Source organism: Crossiella sp. CA-258035, from assembly GCF_030064675.1.
Taxonomy (GTDB): Bacteria; Actinomycetota; Actinomycetes; order Mycobacteriales; family Pseudonocardiaceae; genus Crossiella.
The window spans coordinates 2,297,024-2,315,419 of sequence record NZ_CP116413.1 but is presented as its reverse complement, the minus strand read 5'-3'; the positions used below and the strand labels follow the sequence as shown (position 1 = coordinate 2,315,419).

At 71.8% G+C, this 18,396-nt stretch carries 13 protein-coding genes; 4 read left to right on the top strand and 9 right to left on the bottom strand.

What is annotated here, in order from left to right:
- Positions 1-458: 458 nt before the first annotated feature.
- Positions 459-2,900, bottom strand: coding sequence for a DUF8189 domain-containing protein (locus tag N8J89_RS11175; RefSeq protein ID WP_283664260.1), 2,442 nt, complete (start codon positions 2,898-2,900; stop codon positions 459-461).
- A 124-nt stretch (positions 2,901-3,024) separates the two neighbouring features.
- A complete protein-coding gene (locus tag N8J89_RS11170) occupies positions 3,025-3,918 on the bottom strand; it encodes a M23 family metallopeptidase (RefSeq protein ID WP_283664259.1) in 894 nt (297 codons plus the stop codon).
- Between the two features lie 93 nt (positions 3,919-4,011).
- Here N8J89_RS11170 and N8J89_RS11165 point away from each other — a divergent pair, with 93 nt between their 5' ends.
- Complete coding sequence (locus N8J89_RS11165) at positions 4,012-6,819, top strand: AfsR/SARP family transcriptional regulator (RefSeq protein WP_283664258.1); 2,808 nt, start codon at positions 4,012-4,014, stop codon at positions 6,817-6,819.
- On the opposite strand, the gene N8J89_RS11160 is transcribed toward N8J89_RS11165, so the two are convergent.
- On the bottom strand, positions 6,786-7,595 hold the full coding sequence (locus N8J89_RS11160) for an SGNH/GDSL hydrolase family protein (RefSeq protein WP_283664257.1): 810 nt from the start codon (positions 7,593-7,595) through the stop codon (positions 6,786-6,788). The genes N8J89_RS11165 and N8J89_RS11160 overlap by 34 nt on opposite strands.
- 98 nt (positions 7,596-7,693) lie before the next feature.
- The gene (locus N8J89_RS11155; protein WP_283664256.1) at positions 7,694-8,821 is read right to left on the bottom strand and encodes a lactonase family protein; all 1,128 of its coding nucleotides are present in this window, start codon (positions 8,819-8,821) and stop codon (positions 7,694-7,696) included.
- Positions 8,822-9,053: 232 nt separating this feature from the next.
- Between N8J89_RS11155 and rocD the strand changes: the two genes are divergently transcribed.
- Positions 9,054-10,295 (top strand): ornithine--oxo-acid transaminase, encoded by a 1,242-nt coding sequence (rocD, locus tag N8J89_RS11150; protein ID WP_283664255.1) that lies wholly within the window; start codon positions 9,054-9,056, stop codon positions 10,293-10,295.
- 169 nt (positions 10,296-10,464) lie between these two features.
- On the opposite strand, the gene exaC is transcribed toward rocD, so the two are convergent.
- Complete coding sequence (gene exaC / locus N8J89_RS11145; protein ID WP_283664254.1) at positions 10,465-11,982, bottom strand: acetaldehyde dehydrogenase ExaC; 1,518 nt, start codon at positions 11,980-11,982, stop codon at positions 10,465-10,467.
- A gap of 164 nt (positions 11,983-12,146) precedes the next feature.
- On the opposite strand from exaC, the gene N8J89_RS11140 reads away from it, so the two are divergent.
- Positions 12,147-12,536 carry a peptidase inhibitor family I36 protein gene (locus tag N8J89_RS11140; protein ID WP_283664253.1) on the top strand — a complete coding sequence of 130 codons (390 nt, stop codon included), beginning with the start codon at positions 12,147-12,149 and terminating at the stop codon, positions 12,534-12,536.
- A 23-nt stretch (positions 12,537-12,559) separates the two neighbouring features.
- Here the strand turns inward: N8J89_RS11140 and N8J89_RS11135 are convergent, their stop codons facing one another.
- Positions 12,560-13,762, bottom strand: a complete 1,203-nt coding sequence (locus N8J89_RS11135; RefSeq protein ID WP_283664252.1) for a transcriptional regulator — start codon at positions 13,760-13,762, stop codon at positions 12,560-12,562.
- A 50-nt stretch (positions 13,763-13,812) separates the two neighbouring features.
- On the opposite strand from N8J89_RS11135, the gene N8J89_RS11130 reads away from it, so the two are divergent.
- Positions 13,813-15,165, top strand: coding sequence for a DUF2252 domain-containing protein (locus N8J89_RS11130; RefSeq protein ID WP_283664251.1), 1,353 nt, complete (start codon positions 13,813-13,815; stop codon positions 15,163-15,165).
- Between the two features lie 132 nt (positions 15,166-15,297).
- Here the strand turns inward: N8J89_RS11130 and N8J89_RS11125 are convergent, their stop codons facing one another.
- Genes N8J89_RS11125 through N8J89_RS11115 form a run of 3 tightly spaced genes read right to left on the bottom strand, consistent with a single transcriptional unit; the run spans position 15,298 to position 18,307 of the window.
- Entirely contained in the window at positions 15,298-16,920 is a 1,623-nt protein-coding gene (locus tag N8J89_RS11125) for an ABC-F family ATP-binding cassette domain-containing protein (protein WP_283664250.1), read from the bottom strand.
- Positions 16,921-16,962: 42 nt separating this feature from the next.
- Positions 16,963-17,994: a cell division protein ZapE gene (gene zapE, locus N8J89_RS11120; RefSeq protein WP_283664249.1), complete on the bottom strand. Its 1,032-nt coding sequence runs from the start codon at positions 17,992-17,994 to the stop codon at positions 16,963-16,965.
- A 28-nt stretch (positions 17,995-18,022) separates the two neighbouring features.
- Positions 18,023-18,307 carry a hypothetical protein gene (locus tag N8J89_RS11115; RefSeq protein ID WP_283664248.1) on the bottom strand — a complete coding sequence of 95 codons (285 nt, stop codon included), beginning with the start codon at positions 18,305-18,307 and terminating at the stop codon, positions 18,023-18,025.
- Positions 18,308-18,396 lie beyond the last annotated feature (89 nt).

Below are 18,396 nucleotides of genomic sequence, written 5' to 3'. Positions count from 1 at the left end.
CCCAGGTCACACCGTCGTGACTGAAGACACTCAACCGGTACCCGTCAGTTCTACACCGAACTCAACGAGCCCGGCGAAGGGAGGATTCAGTCGGATACCCCTTGGCAGACAAGGCAAACAGCTGGTGAATGAGTCACCGGGCCAATCTTCGAACCCGTGGAACCGGCAGCTTGAGACAAAGCTGTCGCAGTCGTGACAAAACTTCTGGCGTGGATTACCGGCAAAACTTCCGGCACTGCGCGGTTCTGCTCGAAGTTGACGATTCCCGAGCACTAATGCGGGCTCCGGCGAGACCGTGTGAGGTTCCCGTTGGCCCGCCACAAGAATCCGCAAAAATTCTTGCTGAAACCCAGCGCCAACCGACCCGCACCAGTACTGTTTCCAACGCGGGCCTACGCCCCGGAGCCCCTCCCCCCTGTGGTTCCCGCGCGTAGGCCCGCCCTAGTTCGTCCGCTGGTTCAGCGCAACCCGTCGCTCAGTTCGGTGTAGTCCCACGGCCCCTGGCCCGGCGCGGACTGCCAGCCGTGCAGCATCCGGCCGCCGGTGTTCCGCGCGAAGATCACCAGCCGGCCCACGTGGTCCTGGATCGCGCTGACGTCGCTGGTGATGTTGCCGCCCAGGTCCGCCTCCGACCAGTTCCACAGGCCGGGTGAGTTCTGCCAGCCGTGCTGGATGTGGCCCTCGGTGTCGCGGGCGAAGAAGGTCAGCTTGCCGTCCGGTTGCAGGGACAGGGCGACCTCGCCCGCGATGCCGCCGCTGTACTGCCTGGTGTCCCACCGGGTTCCGCTGTGCTGGGCGAGCAGCAGCCTGCCGTTGGTGGTGCGCGCGGCGGCGAAGAGCCTGCGGTCGCGGTCGAGCACCAGGGCCGGGTCGCCGGCGATGTCGGCGCCGAAGGTGGCGTACTGCCAGTTGCCGGAGCTGGGGCGTTCGCGGCGGCCCAGCAGCAGGCGGCTGCCGCCGGTGCGGACCGCGAAACACGGGATCTTCTCCCGGTCCAGCACGATCGCCGGATCACCGTGCGCGTCGACCTGCAGGCGGGTGTAGTCCCACTCGCCGAAGCCGGGGGTGCGTTCCCGGCCCAGCAGCAGGCCGCCCTCGGCCGCGCGGACCACGAAGGTCAAGCGCCCCATCTGGTCCAGCACCATGGCCGGGTCGCCGAGCACCCGGACCGGCAGCTCGGTGAAGTCGGTCCACGGGCCCGAGCCGGGCGCGGGCTGGCGGCCGCACTCCAGCGTGCCGGCGTTGGTGCGGGCCAGGTAGGTCAGCCGCCCGTAGACGTCCAGGATCACCGGGGTGTTGCCCGCGATGCCGCCGCCGTAGCGGCCACCAAAAGCGGTGCGCGCCCACGGGCCGTGGCCGGGGTGGTGCTGCCAGCCGTGCTCGACCTTGCCGTCGGCGCGCGGGGCGAAGAAGGTCACCACCTCGTAGCCGTCCCTGGACACGCCCGGTCCGTGCCCGCACGGCACGGTGGTCGGCGGCGCGTAACCGGGCGCGCGGCCCACGTTGTCCACGATGGGCTTGAACGCCCCCCAGCTGGTGGTCAGCTTCGGCGAACCCCAGGCCGCCTGGGCCACCGCGCGCAGGCTGTCGAACATGGCCAGCTCGGTGGCCTGGCTGCTCTCCAGCTGCTCCACCGGCAGGTCGTTCCACTGGCAGAACCGGATGCCCAGCAGCGCGGGGTGGTCGTCGGGCAGGTCCTCGCCGTGCATGTCGCCGGGCCGGAACTGCTCGTAGATCCGTCGCGCGTCGCTCTTCTTGCGCTGGCTGCCGTCGGGGTTGCGGCCGCCGTTGTAGTAGATGAACTGGTCGTTGCCGTTGACCAGCTTGTGCCCGCGGTTGATCAGGTCCTGCACCGAGAGCAGGCCCTCCCGGTCGCTGGTCCAGTGCTCGATCACGGTGCTCGGGTCCACCCGCACCACCTGCGCGTGCACCCGCTGCATGTCGCTCCAGATGCGGATCTGCTTGCCGTGCCTGCGAATCCGCTCCGCGCCGTCGTTGATGAAGCCGTTGAAGGCGTCCCAACCGTTTGCCTGCCCGCCGTAGCGGCGCCTGCCGTACTCGGCCAGCTGCGGGAAGTCGTCGATGCCGCCCGCCCAGGCCGGGTACTCGTCCGCGCCGAAGTGCCACACCGGGCCGGGGAAGATCGGCAGGTACTGCTCGATCAGGCCGAAGGCCCACTCCCGCGCGGCGTCGTTGCTGATGTCCAGCGCGTTGTGCCGGTACTCGCCGCTGGGGTGGCGCAGCTGGTACTGCCGGTGCGGCGGCAGCACCTGGTCCATGTGGCCCGGCATGTTCAGCTGCGGCAGCACGGTGACGTGGTACTGCTCGCTGAGCCGGGCGATCTGTTCCAGCTCCTGGCGGGTCACGCCCACGCCGTCGACGTAGATGACCAGCTCGTTGAACTTCAGGTAGGACAGGTCCCGGATCTGGTTGGTCCACCAGCCCATGTCGTAGTGCTTGGTGGCGTTGCACAGCAGCGCCCCGCGCACGGTGTAGCGCGGCCAGTCCCGGATCCGCCCGGCCTGGATCGGCTCGCCCGCGGTGCCGTGCAACAGCTGCAACACCGTGCGGGAGCCCCAGAACACGCCGAGCCTGCGCCGGGCGTGCAGCCGCAGCACCGGCCCGATCTCCAGCTGGTAGCCCTCCTCGCCGAGCTGCTCGTCGCTGAGCCCCAGTCCCAGGACCAGATCGCCGTCCCTGGCGTCGGCCGCGGCCGCGGTGCGCACCTTGGGCGGAGCGGTCTCGAACAGCAGGCCGAGGTCGACCGCGAAGGTGTTCGCGTCCGCGGTCAGCTCGGCCGACGCGGCCGGGTCCACCAGGATCGTGCTGCCGGGACCGAACCGGTACCGGCCATCACTGGCCGCCCAGCTCTGGACCGCCGGGATGGTCCGTGGAGTCACGATGGCCCCCCTCTGATCAGCGAGCAGAACACCAGGAACCTATCTCGGTGCAAAACTCACCAACAAGCGGCCATCGGAGCGGATTTGCCTAGACCCGCGCTGTTACCGCAGGTAGAGGGCAGGGTCAACCGCAGTGCTCGAACGGACTGTTATAAACCGCCGAGCCCACCGAACCGCCCCATTTCACGCATTTACCGGCCGCCGCCTTGCGCACCGGACCCGCGTAGTAGTCGAAACTCCCCGCGTCGGTCGCCCGCGCCTCGCCCTGCACCTCCAGGTAGGCCGACACCGCCGACGCGGTGCCGATCGAGGCGCCCTTGAGCGTCACCACGCAGTTGCTGCCGTTGCCCGCGTTGAACGCCAGCGCCACCGAACCGGCCGCGCCCAGCGAAGCGGTGTCGATCACACTGTACCCGGCGCCGCACACCTCGGCCGCGTCGTAGGGGTTGCCGCCGCCACCGCAGTTGCGGGAGGTCAGCGTCTGGTTCGGGTAGCCGAAACGGGCGCCGTTGAAGTAGGCGGGCTGGATGTTGCCGGGGTAGGAGGTGTCGGTGGTGCGCACCTCGTAGTGCAGGTGCGGGGTGATGTTGTTGCCCGGCCTGCTGGTGTTGCCCACGGTGCCGATCTTCTGACCCTGCCTGACCTGCGCGCCGACCCCGACCGAGCGGACATCCAGGTGCGCGTAGTAGGTGCGCCAGCCGCCGCCGTGGTCGAGCACCACCAGGTTGCCGTAGCCGTTGACCGAACCCTGGTGCGCGGAGGTGATCACCTTGCCCGCGGCGGCCGCGGACACCGTGTCGCCCTTGTCCGCGCCGGGGCTGCCGCCGCGGTTGAAGTCGATCTCGTAGGCGCGGTGCGCGCTGCTGTTGTCGTTGTCGCCGTTCCAGGCCTGTCCGCAGGGGAAGGGCAGCTGGAAGTTGGGGCGGGGACCGGCTGCCTGGGCCGCGGGCGCGACCGCCACCGAGGCGGCCGCGAGCAACAGTCCTACTCCCGCCGCTACCAGATGTCTGATTTTCATGCTTCCGTCCCTCCTGTCGGCGTCGACAGCGTGCGGGCGGCGCGTACAGAACGGCTTCAAACCGCATACAACCGCGAGCCCGGCGGGGGTGAGATGACCCAGGACGAACTGGACTTCCGGGTGCTCGGACCGCTGGAGGTCAGGGCGCAGCGGCTCGCGCTGCCCATCGGCGGCCTCAAGCCGCGCCAGCTGCTGGCCACCCTGCTGCTCAACCCGAACCGCCTGGTACCGGCGGAGACGCTGGTGGACGTGCTGTGGCCGCAGTCGCCGCCGCGCTCGGCGGTGCCGAACCTGCGCACCTACGTCAGCACCCTGCGCAGCAGCCTGCGCGCCGGTGGCGAGGAGCGGATCCTGGCCCAGCCGCGCGGCTACGCCATCGTGGTCCGGCCGGACGAGCTGGACCTGCTGGTCTTCGAGGAGCTGACCGCCAGGGCCAGGCAGAGCCGGGCCGACGGACGGCTGGAACTGACCGTGGAGCTGCTGCGCCGGGCCGACGGGCTGGTCCGGGGCGCGCCGCTGGAGGACCTGCCACCGGCCCCTGGCTGGACCGCACAGCTGCGCCGGGTGGAGGAACGCGTCCTGCAGGCCACCGAGGAGCGGCTGGCCGCCCTGGTGGCGCTGGGCCGCTACGAGCCCGCCATCGCCGAGCTGCGCGAGCTGCTGGCCCGGCACCCGTTCCGGGAGGGCCTGAGCCAGCAGCTGATGCTCGCGCTGGCCGGGACCGGCCGGGACGCCGAGGCCCTGCAAACGTTCGCCGACCTGCGCCGCGGCCTGCTGGAGGAGCTGGGCGCGGAGCCCGGCCAGGAGTCCAGGCGCATCCACGCCGCGCTGCTCTCCGGCGAGCTGCCCGCCACCGAGCCGGTGGTGGCCCCGGCGACCCGGTCCGCGGTCAGCCAGCTGCCGCCCGCCGACGGCGACTTCACCGGCCGTGGCCCGGCATTGGACCAGCTGACCGCGCTGCTGCAACCGGTGTCCCCCGAGCTGGGCGCGGCCCGGATCGCGGTGCTCACCGGACCGGCGGGCGCGGGCAAGTCCGCGCTGGCGGCCCAGGCCGCGCACGCGGTGCGGGCCCGGTTCCCGGACGGCCAGCTGTACCTGGACCTCGGCGGCTCGCACCGGCCCGCACCCACCGGCCGCCTGCTCGCCGAGCTGCTGCGCTCCCTCGGCGTCACCGACCTGCCCGACGGCCTGGCCGAGCGGGCCGCCCGCTACCGCTCCGCGCTGGCCGAGCGGCGGGTGCTGGTGTGGCTGGACGACGCCGCGGGCGCGGCCCAGGTCCGGCCGCTGCTGCCGGCCACCAGCGGCTGCGCGGTGCTGGTCACCAGCCGCCGGGGACTGACCGAACTGCCCGGGGTGCACGAGGTCCCGGTGGAGGCGCTCACCCCGGCCGAGGGCGACCGGCTGCTGGCCAGGATCGTCGGCTCGGCCCGGATCGCGGCCGAACCCGAGGCCGCCGCGGCCATCCTGCGCGCCTGCGGCGGACTGCCGCTGGCGGTGCGGATCGCGGGCGCCCGGCTGGCCGCCCGGCCCGCCTGGCGGCTGGCCACCCTGGCCGAGCGCCTGGCCGACCCGGCGCGGCGGCTGGCCGAGCTGCGCTGCGGCGACCTGGACGCGGGCGCGGGCATCGCGGAGTCCAGGCGCGGGCTGAGCCTGGCCGCCGCGACCACCTTCCTGCGCTGGGGCCTGCTCGGACCGTCCCCGGTGCGCGCGGAGACCCTGGGCGATCCGGCCGCGGTGGAGGAGCTGGTGGACGCCGGGCTGGCCGCGGTGGCCACCGCGAGCGGCCCGCGCTACCGGCTGCCGGAACTGCCGCGCTGCGCCGCGATCGCCGACGCGCCAACGGATCCGGCCTGGGTGGGGCAGGTGCTGGACGGCTGGCTGCACCGCGCCCGCGCCGCCGCCGCTGCCCTGCCGGTCAACATCTTCACGCCAGGCCAACGAGATCATCTCGCCACCGAACCGCTGACCCGCGCGCTGGCCTGGCTGGACGCCGAGCGCCCCGCGCTGGTCGAGGCGGTCGAGCTGGCCGCCCGGCACGGCGAGCACGACACCGCCGCCGGGCTGGCGCTGGCCCTGGTGCCCTACTTCGACCTGGGCAGCCACCACGAGGACTGGGAACGGACGCACCAGGCCGCTTTGCCGGTCTCCCAAGGGGAACAGCGGGCGGCGCTGCTGCGCGGGCTCGGCCAGCTGCACCTGTACCGGGACGAGTACCAGCGGGCCAGGGAACGTTTCACCGCCGCGCACCAGCTCTTCGCCGACGACTACGGCCGCGCGCTGGCCCGGTGCGGGCTGGGCGCGCTGGCCAGGGTGCTCGAGCGCCCGGCCGAGGCGCTGGAGCACCACCGCACCGCGCTGATCGCCTTCCGCGCCAAGGGTGACGCGTGCGCGGAGGCCTACGCGCGCAGTGCGATCGGCTCGGCCAGGATGGCCCAGCACCGGCTGGACGAGGCGCTGCTGGCCTTCACCGACGCGCTCCGGCTGGCCAGGCTGGCCGGGGACGAGCACCGCGCCGCGCACGTGCTGCACCAGCTCGGCCTGCTGCACCACCGGCAGGGCAGGCCGGACCGTGGACTGTCCTGTTTGGACGAAGCGCTGTCGGTCTTCGAGCGGCTCCGGGACGCGCACGGCGAGGCGTATGTGTTGCGCGCCTTGGGAGAGCTGCACTCCGCGGACGGCCGTCGCGCCTGCGGGCGCAGCTCCCTGGAACGCGCGGTCCGCCTCTACCAGCGGCTGGGCGACCGGCACGGCGAGGCCGGGGCCACCCAGCTGCTCGGCGAGGTGCTCCGCGGCGAGCGCCGGGAGGCACTGGCCGAGGAGCACCTGCGCCGCGCCCTACGGCTGTGGCGGGACCTGCGCTTGCCGCCTCAGCCGGTGACCCGGTTGAGGGCGGGCAGGTAGCCCTCGGCGTTGCCCTTGCTGTTGGGGTGGTAGGACTCCACGATCGGCCAGCTCAGCCCGTTGACCCACTCGTTGGACGAGCAGATCCCGTGCGTGGTGAACGAGGCGCGCACGTCCACGTAGGTGCCGCCGTTGGCCGAGGCGCGTCCGGCGACCACGTCGGAGAGGATGTCCGCGGCCGAGTTCAGCTTGACCCGCTTGGTCTGGCTCATCCCGCCGAAGGAGCAGGACGGGCCGCCGTCGAACAGCCTCGGGTAGCCCACCACCACCAGCTTCGCGTTGGGCGCCTTGGCTTTGATGGCCCGGTACACCGAGTCCAGGCGGGCCGGCAGGTCCCGCTGGGCGAAGGCGATCGCACCGTCCACCGCGCCGCGGCAGTCGCCGTCACTGCCGAGCTGGCAGCGGGTGAGGATGTCGGCGAAACCCGCGTCGTTGCCGCCGATGCCGACCGTGACCAGGTCGGTGTTGGCGTTCAGCGCGCCCAGCTGGTTGTTCAGCACGTCCGCGGTGCGCGCCCCGGAACAGGCGGCGAAGGTGAACGAGCTGGCCTGGTGGGACTTGGCCCAGAGCGCGGGGTAGGCCAGCTGGCTGCGGCGGCAGTCGCCGCTGCCGGAGTCGTACTGCCGGGTGCCCACCCCCGAGTGGTAGGAGTCGCCGAGCGCCACGTAGTCCACGGGCGCGGCGGCCTTCCTCGGCGCGGCCATCGCCGGTGCGGCGGTGACCGCACCGGCGACGAACAGGGCCGCGACACAGGCCAGTAACCGGTTCGGGTTCATGGTCCATACCTCCGTGCAGGGTCAGTGAGGTAGAACACAAATTAACTCGTGGGTAACATGGCCGGTACCGCCTTGAGCGGGTAGTTCCAGCAGGCGTTCTACGCTACAACCGCGCACACCGGAGCGGGTGTGCGCAGCTCACCGGTCTGCTTGGGCAGGCCGTTCACCGGGTCGACACCGAAGATTCCGATCACGTTGCCGCGCTGGTTGGAGCTGTAGAGCGTGCGACCGTCCCTGGTGACCTCCAGGTGCCGCGGCCAGTCCCCGCCGCTGCCCGGCGTGCCGGCCAGGGTGACCTTGCGGCCGCCCTCGCTGGTGGCGAAGACCGCGATGCTGTTGTGCCCCCGGTTGGCGCCGTAGACGAACCGGCCGTCCGGGGAGATGGTGATCCCGCCGGGGTAGTTCTGCACGCCGGTGCCCGGCGGCAGGGTGGAGATCCGCTGGCCCGCGGTGAGCTTGCCGGAGGCCGGATCATAAGCCGCCACAACGAGTGTGGAGTCCAGCTCGTTGAGGATGTAGACGGTGCGGCCGTCCGGGTGGAACACCAGGTTGCGCGAGCCCGCGCCCTTGGCCAGGGCCAGCGTGGAGCGCAGGGTGAGCCGGCCCGCGTTGAGGTCCAGGGTGTAGGTGTAGACCGAGGAGGTGCCCAGATCCGTTGCCAGCACGTGCTTTCCGTCCGGGCTGACCACCACCTGGTGCGCGTGCGGCTTGCCGGGGTGCTGCACGATGTGGGTCGGGTTGCCCAGCGCGCCATCGGCGCGGACCGGCAGCACGCCGACGGTGCCGGAGGTGTAGTTGGCGGTCAGCAGGTACCGGCCGCTGGGGTGCACGACGAGGTGGCAGGGGTGCGCGCCACCACTGGAGCGGGCGCCGAGTGAACGCAGGGATCCGTTGCCCGTCACGGAGAACGCGCTGACCGTGCCCTTGTCCAGCTCGTTCACCGCGTACACCGTGCTGCCGCCGGAACCGACCGCGATGTAGGAGGGGCTCGCGTTGGGCACGGTGGACTCGACGGTCAGCTTGCCCGCCGCGTCCGCCTTGGCCAGGCCGATTCCCTTGCCACCACTGGCGGCGTCGGTGTAGGTGCCGAGGTAGACCCGCCCGGCCGGGGCGCAGACCTCGCCGCCGGACTCCGCCGCCGAGGCGGCCCCGGTGCTCATCAGGCCACCGCCGACGACGGCCGCGCCGACCGCTCCGAGGAAAGTGCGACGCCCGATATCCGCCATGTCACCGCTCCTGTCGTCGTCCTGCTCATCGCGCCCACACTGGACTGGACCACTGCGGTTTGGGAAGAGGGCGCAACGAAGATTGCAGCTGACGCAACTCACCCGATCGATTCACGGTTTTAACACCGTTGCAACAGATCGCCGTCCAATCTGACGATTGCGCAACAAACCACTGTAGTGCGCAACACTCGGCGGATGAAATCTCCGCAATCGGGGGCTTAGCCTTTACGCCATGACCGCCATTGCCGAGCACCCCACCACGACCGGCGAGCCCTGCTCCCCCGGCGATTTCATCGCGCTGGACGAGGAGTGGAGCACGCACAACTACCACCCGCTCCCGGTGGTGATCGCCGAGGCGGAGGGCGCCTGGGTGACCGACGTGTCCGGCCACCGCTACCTGGACTTCCTCGCCGGGTACTCGGCGCTGAACTTCGGCCACCGGCACCCCGCGCTGGTGGCCGCGGCCACCGAGCAGCTCAACCGGCTCACCCTGACCAGCCGCGCGTTCCACCACGACCAGTTCGGCCTGTTCTGCCGTGAGCTGGCCGAGCTGACCGGCACCGAGATGGTGCTGACCATGAACTCCGGCGCGGAGGCGGTGGAGTCGGCGATCAAGGTCGCCCGCAAGTGGGCCTACCGGGTCAAGGGCGTGCCGCAGGGCCAGGCGCAGATCGTGGTGGCCGGGTCCAACTTCCACGGCCGCACCACCACCATCATCTCCTTCTCCACCGACGAGGACGCCCGCGCCGACTTCGGCCCGTACACCCCCGGCTTCGTGGTGGTGCCCTACGGCGACGCGGCCGCGCTGGCGGCGGCGATCACCGAGCACACCGCCGCGGTCCTGGTCGAGCCGATCCAGGGCGAGGCCGGCGTGGTCGTGCCGGGACCGGGCTACCTGGCCGAGGTCCGGCGGCTGTGCGACGAGCGCAACGTGCTGATGATCGCCGATGAGATCCAGTCCGGCCTGGCCCGCACCGGCCGCCTGCTGGCCCTGGACCACGAGGGCGTGCGCGCGGACCTGTACACCCTGGGCAAGGCCCTCGGCGGCGGCATCCTGCCGGTGTCCGCGGTGGTCGGCAGCCGCGCGGTGCTCGGCGTGCTCCAGCCCGGCCAGCACGGCTCCACCTTCGGCGGCAACCCGCTGGCCTGCGCGGTGGGCCGCGCGGTGGTCGGCCTGCTGTCCACCGGCGAGTTCCAGCAGCGCTCAGCCGAGCTGGGCGCGCACCTGCACGGCCGCCTCAACGCGCTGATCGGCCACGGCGTGGCCAAGGTCAGCGGCCGCGGCCTGTGGGCGGGCGTGGAGATCGCCCCCGGTGGCCCCACCGGCCGCGAGGCGTCCAAGGCCCTGGCGGCCAGGGGCGTGCTCTGCAAGGAGACCCACGACAACACCCTCCGGATGGCCCCGCCCCTGGTGATCACCAAGGAGGAGCTCGACCTGGGCATCGACGCCCTCACCGAGGTCCTCTCCCGCTGACACCCCGAGTGTTGGCCGAACTCGTACGGTGTGTTGGCCGAAGTGGGACACCAACTTGGGCCAACACACCGTCCAGTTCGGCCAACGCGGGGTACGAGTTCGGCCAACACTCGGGTGGGGTGGCCCGGCCTGGCCCAACTCGCGCCGTGAGCTGGGCCAGGCCGGGGTCTCAGAAGAACCCGAGCTTCTTCGGCGAGTAGCTGACCAGCAGGTTCTTGGTCTGCTGGTAGTGCTCCAGCATCCGCAGGTGGTTCTCCCGCCCGATGCCGGACTTCTTGTACCCGCCGAAGGCCGCGTGCGCCGGATAGGCGTGGTAGCAGTTGGTCCACACCCGCCCGGCCTTGATCTCCCGGCCGAACCGGTAGGCCTGCGCGCCGTCCCTGGTCCACACACCCGCGCCGAGCCCGTACTGGGTGTCGTTGGCCAGCCGCAGCGCTTGTTCGTCGGTGTCGAAGGTGGCCACCGAGACCACCGGCCCGAAGATCTCCTCCTGGAACACGCGCATGTCGTTGGTGCCGCGGAAGATCGTCGGCTCGACGTAGTAACCGCCGGGGTAGCCCTCGACACTGCGGGTGCCGCCGCCGGTGAGCAGCTCAGCGCCCTCCTGCCGGCCGATCTCCAGGTAGGACAGGATCTTCTCGTACTGCTCGTTGCTGACCTGCGCGCCGATCATGGTCGCCGGGTCGAGCGGGTCGCCGCCCACGATGGCCTCGGTGCGGGCCAGGCAGCGGGCCATGAACTCCTCGTAGATGCGGGAGTGGATCAGCGCCCTGGACGGGCAGGTGCACACCTCGCCCTGGTTGAGCGCGAACATCACGAAGCCCTCGACCGCCTTGTCCAGGAAGTCGTCGTCGGCCGCGGTGACGTCGGCGCGGAAGACGTTGGGGCTCTTGCCACCCAGCTCCAGCGTCACCGGCACGATGTTCTCGCTGGCGTACTGCATGATCAGCCGCCCGGTGGTGGTCTCCCCGGTGAAGGCCACCTTGGCCACCCGAGGACTCTGCGCCAGCGGTTTCCCCGCCTCCACACCAAAACCGTTGACCACGTTGACCACACCCGGCGGCAGCAGGTCCGCGATCAGCTCGATCAGCAGCAGCAGGCTCGCGGGCGTCTGCTCGGCCGGTTTGATCACCACGCAGTTCCCGGCGGCCAGCGCGGGCGCGAGCTTCCAGGCGGCCATCAGGATCGGGAAGTTCCACGGGATGATCTGCGCGACCACGCCCAGCGGCTCCTGGAAGTGGTAGGCCACGGTGTCCGCGTCCAGCACCCCGATGCTGCCCTCCTGCCCGCGGATCACCCCGGCGAAGTACCGGAAGTGGTCCACCGCAAGGGGCAGGTCCGCGGCCAGGCACTCCCGGACCGGCTTGCCGTTCTCCCAGGTCTCGGCGACCGCGAGCGGCTCAAGGTGCTCCTCGATCCGGTCCGCGATCCGGTTGAGCAGCCGGGAACGCTCGGTCACCGAGGTCCGTCCCCAGCCGTCCGCGGCCGCGTGCGCGGCATCCAGCGCCAGCTCCACATCGGCCGCCCCGGACCGCGCCACCTCGCAGAAGGCGTGCCCGGTGACCGGACTGGGGTTGTCGAAGTAGCGGCCGGCCACCGGCGCGACCCACTTGCCGCCGATGAAGTTGTCGTAGCGGACGGCGAACTCGACGATGCTGCCCTCGGTTCCCGGCTGGGCATACGCCATGGGACTCCCCTTCCGGCGCCGGAGTGCGTGCGGCCCACCATGGCCGCCCAAGGTTGGCGCGAGGTTGGCGTGGGGGTTTCAGGCCTGGCTGAAGTAGGTGCGCTTGCCCCCTCCCGCAGGCACAATCCCCAATCGATACAGCCTGTAACAATTGGAGGGGCACCATGTCCAAGGCACGACTCGCCGGCGCCGCGCTCGCCGCGTTCGCCACCGCCGCCACCATCGGCCTGGCCGGGGCGGCCCCCGCCTCCGCCGCGCTGGCCGACTGTCCGAACGGCCACCTCTGCATCTGGGACGGCGCCGCCTTCGCGGGCAAGCCGATGTACAACGGCCCGGCGGGCGGCGGCATCGTCTACCTCAACGGGCCGTTCGGGCACATGAACGACCGGGCGTCCTCGCTGTCCAACAAGACCGGCCGGGACCTCTGCTGGTACGAGCACTTCGACCCCAGCAACGGCCGGGTGTGGGGCAGGCACGACCACCCGTCCTACTTCCTGGACGCGCGCCAGCTCTCGCCGAACGACTCGCTGAGCGCGCTGGGCGCCTGCGTCTGAGCCGATCCGCTCGCGGGGTGGGGTCAGGCCGAGCGCAGCTTGTGCAGCTGGGCCAGCACCACCCCGCGCCGGACGTCGGCCGGGTCCAGCCTGCGCAGGGCGAGTTGGTGGGCCTCGAGGTCGTACGGGTGGCGGGACAGGTAGGCCAGCAGGTGGTCGGTCTGCGGTGAGCGGAGCACCGCCTCGCGCAGCGCGACCTCGATGATCTCCCGCCACTCCCGGATGCCGGGGGCCTCGGAGTCCGGCAGCAGCGAGCCGCGGTAGTGCCGCAGCGCGGTGGTCACCTCGCGCGCGGCCAGCGCGTCCAGCACCGCGCGGGCGTCCGAGGCGACCGGGGCGCACAGGTGGTAGCTGCGGGTGGTGACACCGCCGCGCAGGGCCCGGCGCAGGTGGCTGACCTCGGCTTTGAGTGTGGTGCGGTGCACCGGGCGGTCGGCGTAGAGGGCGTCCTGGAGCTGTTCCGGGGTCAGGCCGTCGGGGTGCAGGGTCAGCAGGGTGAGGATCTCCAGCTGGCGCGGGCGCAGCGGGACCGGGGCGCCGCCGTCGAGCAGCTCGCCGCGGCCGAGGCAGCGCAGCGACCAGCCCGCCGGGGCCAGGTCCAGCGGCGACTCGGCCAGGCGTGCCTCCAGCGCGCTGACCAGGGTGCGGACCGTGGGCATGGCCAGCGGGTGCGAGCGGTCCCAGGTGGTGGACAGGTCCAGCACGCCGAGCACCTTGCCGTTGGGCGCGTGCACCGGCGCGGAGTAACAGACCCAGCCGTGCAGGGCCTGCACCAGGTGTTCGGCCGAGAAGCAGGTGGCGGGCCGGTTGTGGTCCAGGGCCAGCGACAGCGCGTTGGTGCCCATCGCGGTCTCCGACCAACGCCCGCCGGCGGCGAAGTTCACGCGTTCGGCGCGGCGGCGCATCACCCGACCGCCGAAGGTCCACAGGATGGTGCCGCCCGCGTCGGCGACCGCGGCCACGTAGCCCGCGTCCTCGGCGATGCTGCGCAGCTCGGCCGTGGAGGCCAGCACCGGCTCGCGCAGCGGCGAGTCCTGCCAGCGGGCATCCGCGCAGCTCGGCGCGCTGTCGCGGGCCGGGCTCACCTCGGGCAGCGCCCGCGCCCAGGACTGGGTGACCTCGGGGTCGACCGCGGCCGCCGCGCCCGGCGACCGGTGCGCCACCCAGCACTCCCAGTCCCGCTCCAGCTGGGCGCGGCGCTGGCGGAGGGCGGTCCGTGGCGGCATCCATCACACGTTAGGGGGATGATGGCGGGGTGGATAGGGGAGAGAGCGCGGTGTCGCGCGACTGGGTCAAGCCCAGCGAGGTCTTTGCCAGGGGTCGCGCGCTGCGGGAGGAGGTGCGGCCGAGGCTGCACGACCACGCCGCGCTGGGCGCGGACCGGCCGGGGGCGGTGGAGTTCGTGCACGCCAGCAACTCGCCCCGGCTGCCGGAGCTGGTGCCGCTGCGGGTCGGGCGGATGCTGGCCTCGCCGTTCGCGTTCTTCCGGGGTGCGGCCGAGCTGATGGCCGCCGACCTGGCCGCCACGCCCGCCAGCGGGATCAGCGCGCAGATCTGCGGGGACGCGCACGCGGCCAACTTCGGGCTCTTCGGCACCAACGAGGGCCGGATCGTGATGGACATCAACGACTTCGACGAGACCGTGCCCGGCCCGTGGGAGTGGGACCTCAAGCGGCTGGCGACCAGCCTGGTGCTGGCCGGCCGCGAGGGCGGGGTCTCCGAGGACGGCTGCGCCAAGGCCGCCGAGGACGCGGTGCGCGCCTACCGCAAGACCATGGCCCGGCTGGCCGAGCTGCCGTTCCTGGAGTCCTGGAACGCGCTGGCCGACGCCTCCACCATCAGCAAGGTCAAGGCGGACGAGCTGCTCGACGACTTCGAGAAGGCATCGAAGAAGGCGCGCAAGAACACCAGCCGCAAGGTCGCGGCCAAGTGGACCAGGCAGGTCGAGCGGGACCACTGGCGATTCGTGGAGGAGCTGCCCGTGCTCAGGCACGTCAGCGCGCCCACCGCCGAGGCGGTCGCGGCCAGCCTGGACTCCTACGTCGGCACCCTGCGCGAGTCCCGCCGCAACCTGATCCGCCGCTACCGCGTGGCCGACGTGGCCTTCCGGGTGGTCGGCACCGGCAGCGTGGGCCTGCGCAACTACCTGGTCCTGTTGCACGGCAACGAGGACGACGCACTGGTGCTCCAGGTCAAGCAGGCCAACCCGTCCTGCCTGACGAAGTACCTGGACATCCCGGCCTATGAGCACGAGGGCAAGCGGGTGGTCGAGGGCGCCCGGCTGGTGCAGGCCGAGACGGACATCCTGCTCGGCTGGACCACGGTGGACGGGCGGCACTACATCGTGCGCCAGTTCCGCAACATGAAGGGCGACATCGACCCGACCGCGCTGCGCAAGGACCACCTCGACGACTACGGCAGGCTGGCCGGCGCCCTGCTGGCCAGGGCGCACTGCCGCTCGGCCGACCCCAGGCTGCTCGCCGGCTACTGCGGCGAGGACGACGAGCTGGACGAGGCGGTTGCCCGCTACGCGGTCCGCTACGCCGACGCCACCGAGGCCGACCACGCCGACCTGGCCGCCGCGGTCAAGCGCGGCGAACTCACCGCCGAGCTCGAAGACCGCGACTAACGGCCAACACACCGTACGACAACGGCCAACACTCCGCCAGCCTCTCAACCTGCCGAGTGTTGGCCGTTGTCGTACCGTGTGTTGGCCGTTGTGGGACCGAGTGTTGGCCGTTGTGGGACGGTGTGTTGGCTGTTAGCGGGCGCGCTGGACTCGGGCCTCGTCCCAGACCGGCGTGTTCGCCTCGCTGACCGTGCCGTCGGCGCGGAAGATCAGGAAGCGGTCGAAGCTGGCCGCGAACCAGCGGTCGTGGGTGACCGTGACCACCGTGCCGTAGAACTGCTCCAGCGCTTCCTGCAGGGCTTCGGCCGAGGTGAGGTCCAGGTTGTCGGTGGGCTCGTCCAGCAGCAGCAGGGTGGCCCCGGACAGCTCCAGCAACAGGATCTGGAACCGGGCCTGCTGGCCGCCGGAGAGGGTCTCGAACCTCTGGTCGCCGCTGGTGTGCAGGCCGTAGCGGCGCAGCGCGGACATGGCCCGGCCGCGGTCCATCCCGGTGCGGCCGTCCTCGCCGGTCCACAGCAGCTCGACCAGGGTCTTGCCCAGCCACTCCGGGTGGTCGTGGGTCTGGGCGAACAACCCTGGCACCACCCTGGCGCCCAGCTTGCACAGTCCACTGTGGACAACCGTGGGGTCTTCGTTGAGCAGGCGCAGGAAATGGCTCTTGCCGGAGCCGTTGGAGCCCAGCACCGCCACCCGGTCGCCGAAGAAGATCTCGGTGTCGAACGGCTTCATCAGCCCGGTCAGCTCCAGGCCCGCGCAGGTGATCGCGCGCAGCCCGGTGCGGCCGCCGCGCAGCCGGGGCGTGAGCTTCTCCTCGGTGGGCAGCTCCGGCGGCGGACCGGCCTCCTCGTACTTGCGCAGCCTGGTCTGCGCGGCCTGGTACTGCGAGGCCATGCCGTCGTTGTACTCGGCCTTCTGCTGCAACATCCGGACCAGCTCCTTGAGCTGCTGGCGCTTCTCCTCCCAGCGCCGGTGCAGCTCGGCGATCTTGTCCCAGCGCGCCTCCCGCACGGCGTGCCAGGTGCGGAAGCTGCCGCTGTGCGTCCAGGCCGAATGACCCTCCACGGTGACCACGTGCGTGGCCGCCTGGGCCAGCAACTCCCGGTCGTGGCTCACCAGCACGATGGCTTTGTCCGAAGTGGACAGACGTTGTTCCAGCCAGCGCTTGCCGGGCACGTCCAGGTAGTTGTCCGGCTCGTCCAGCAGCAGCACCTGTTCCCGGCCGCGCAGCAGCACCTCCAGCACCAGGCGTTTCTGCTCACCGCCGGAGAGGGTCTTCACGCCGCGGAAGCGCGCCCGGTCGAACGGCACGCCCAGCGCGGCCACGGTCACGGTGTCCCACAACACCTCGGCCTCGTAGCCGCCGACCTCGCCCCAGGCGACCAGCGCGGCCGCGTACCGCATCTGGGTGGGCTCGTCGTCGGTGTCCATCAGCGTCAGCTCGACCTCGTCCAGCTCGGCCGCGGCCGCCCTGATCGGCTCCGGCGCGACCGCCAGCAGCAGGTCGCGGACCGTGCGGTCATCGCGCACCGAGCCGACGAACTGCGGCATCACCGCCAGCCCGCCCTGCACCGACACGCTGCCCTCCACCGGCTTCAGCTCGCCGGAGAGGATGCGCAGCAGCGTGGTCTTGCCGGCGCCGTTGGCGCCCACCAGCGCGACCACCTGACCGGCACTGGCCTTCACCGACACCTCGGCGAACAACTCGCGCCCGTCCGGCAGGACATAGGACAGGCCGCCTGCCTCGAGATAACCCACGCCGCCGATGGTGCCCGAGCGCCGGGGCGGCTGGCGAACGCTTTACCGCCCGGCGGCCGCGGCGTCGCGCGAAAGGGCGACCAGGCGGGAGACCGCGCGCAGGTACTTCTTCCGGTAGCCGCCGCGCAGCATCTCCTCGGTGAACAGCTCGGAGAGCGGCTGCCCGGAGACCACCACCGGGATGGCCCGGTCGTACATCCGGTCGGCCAGCACCACCACCCGCAGCGCCACGTCCTGGTTCGGCACCGGGTGCAGCTCGCGCAGGTGCACCGCGGGCACCCCGTCCAGCAGCCGCCCGTACTTCGACGGGTGCAGGGTGGCCAGGTGCGCGCACAGCTCGGCGAAATCGTCCACAGTGGACCCCGGCCGGTCCGCGGCCAGCGCGTCCAGCTCGGCGCCGGTCACCGGGTCCGGCGCGGGCGGCAGGCCGCGGTGCCGGTAGTCCGGGCCGTCCACCCGGACCACGGTGAACTTCGCCGACATCGCCTGGATCTCGCGCAGGAACAGCTCCGCGTCGAAGCGGCCCTCGCCGAGCTTGTCCGGCAGCGTGTTGGAGGTCGCCGCGACGAAGACCCCGGCCGCGGTCACCTCGTGCAGCAGCCGGGTGACCATGGTGGTGTCGCCGGGGTCGTCCAGCTCGAACTCGTCGATCGCCAGCAGCCGGTGCTCGGACAGCCTGCGCACCGCCTCGGCGAAGCCCAGCGCGCCGACCAGGTGGGTCAGCTCGACGAAGGTGCCGTAGGCCTTGGGGCCGGGCACCGCGTGCCAGACCGAGGCGAGCAGGTGCGTCTTGCCCACGCCGAACCCGCCGTCCAGGTACAGCCCCGGCTTGGCCACCGCGGCCGGCTTGGCGCCGAACAGGCCGCCGATCCAGGACCTGCGCGGCGGCCCGGTGATCACCTTGGCGCAGAAGGCCTGCCCGGCCTCGACCGCGGCGGCCTGGCTGGGCTCCTCCGGATTGGGCAGGTAGGTCTCGAAGCGCACCGCGTCGAACCGGGGCGGCGGGACCATCCCGGCCACCAGGTCCGCCGGGTCGATCTCCGGGCGACGATCCACCAGGCGCGCGCTCGACATTCCGGCAGCGTATCCGGCGCCGGGTCCGCTAATGCAGGCCCGCCCACAGCAGCAGCTGCCCGGCCAGCGCAGCCACCAGCAGGCCCATCAGGGCCGCGGCCACCCCGGTCGGCACCGGCCTGCGCACCGCCATCCAGTCCAGCATGGCCAGCGCGACCCCGCCGACCAGCAGGCCGCCGAGGGCCACCGCCACCGCCACGAGCAGGCCGAACGCGGGCGCCAGGCCCACCGCCCCGGCCGCGCAGCAGGCCAGCAGCACCGCGGCCGCGGGCAACAAGGAGTCCGTCCGCTTCTTCCGACTGAGGTCTTCCACGGGCACCGTCCCCGACTTCGGCGTCGAAACCTCTCACCCTGAATACGAGGAAAACACGCCCTCCGGACCACTCACCGGTGGTCCTTCTC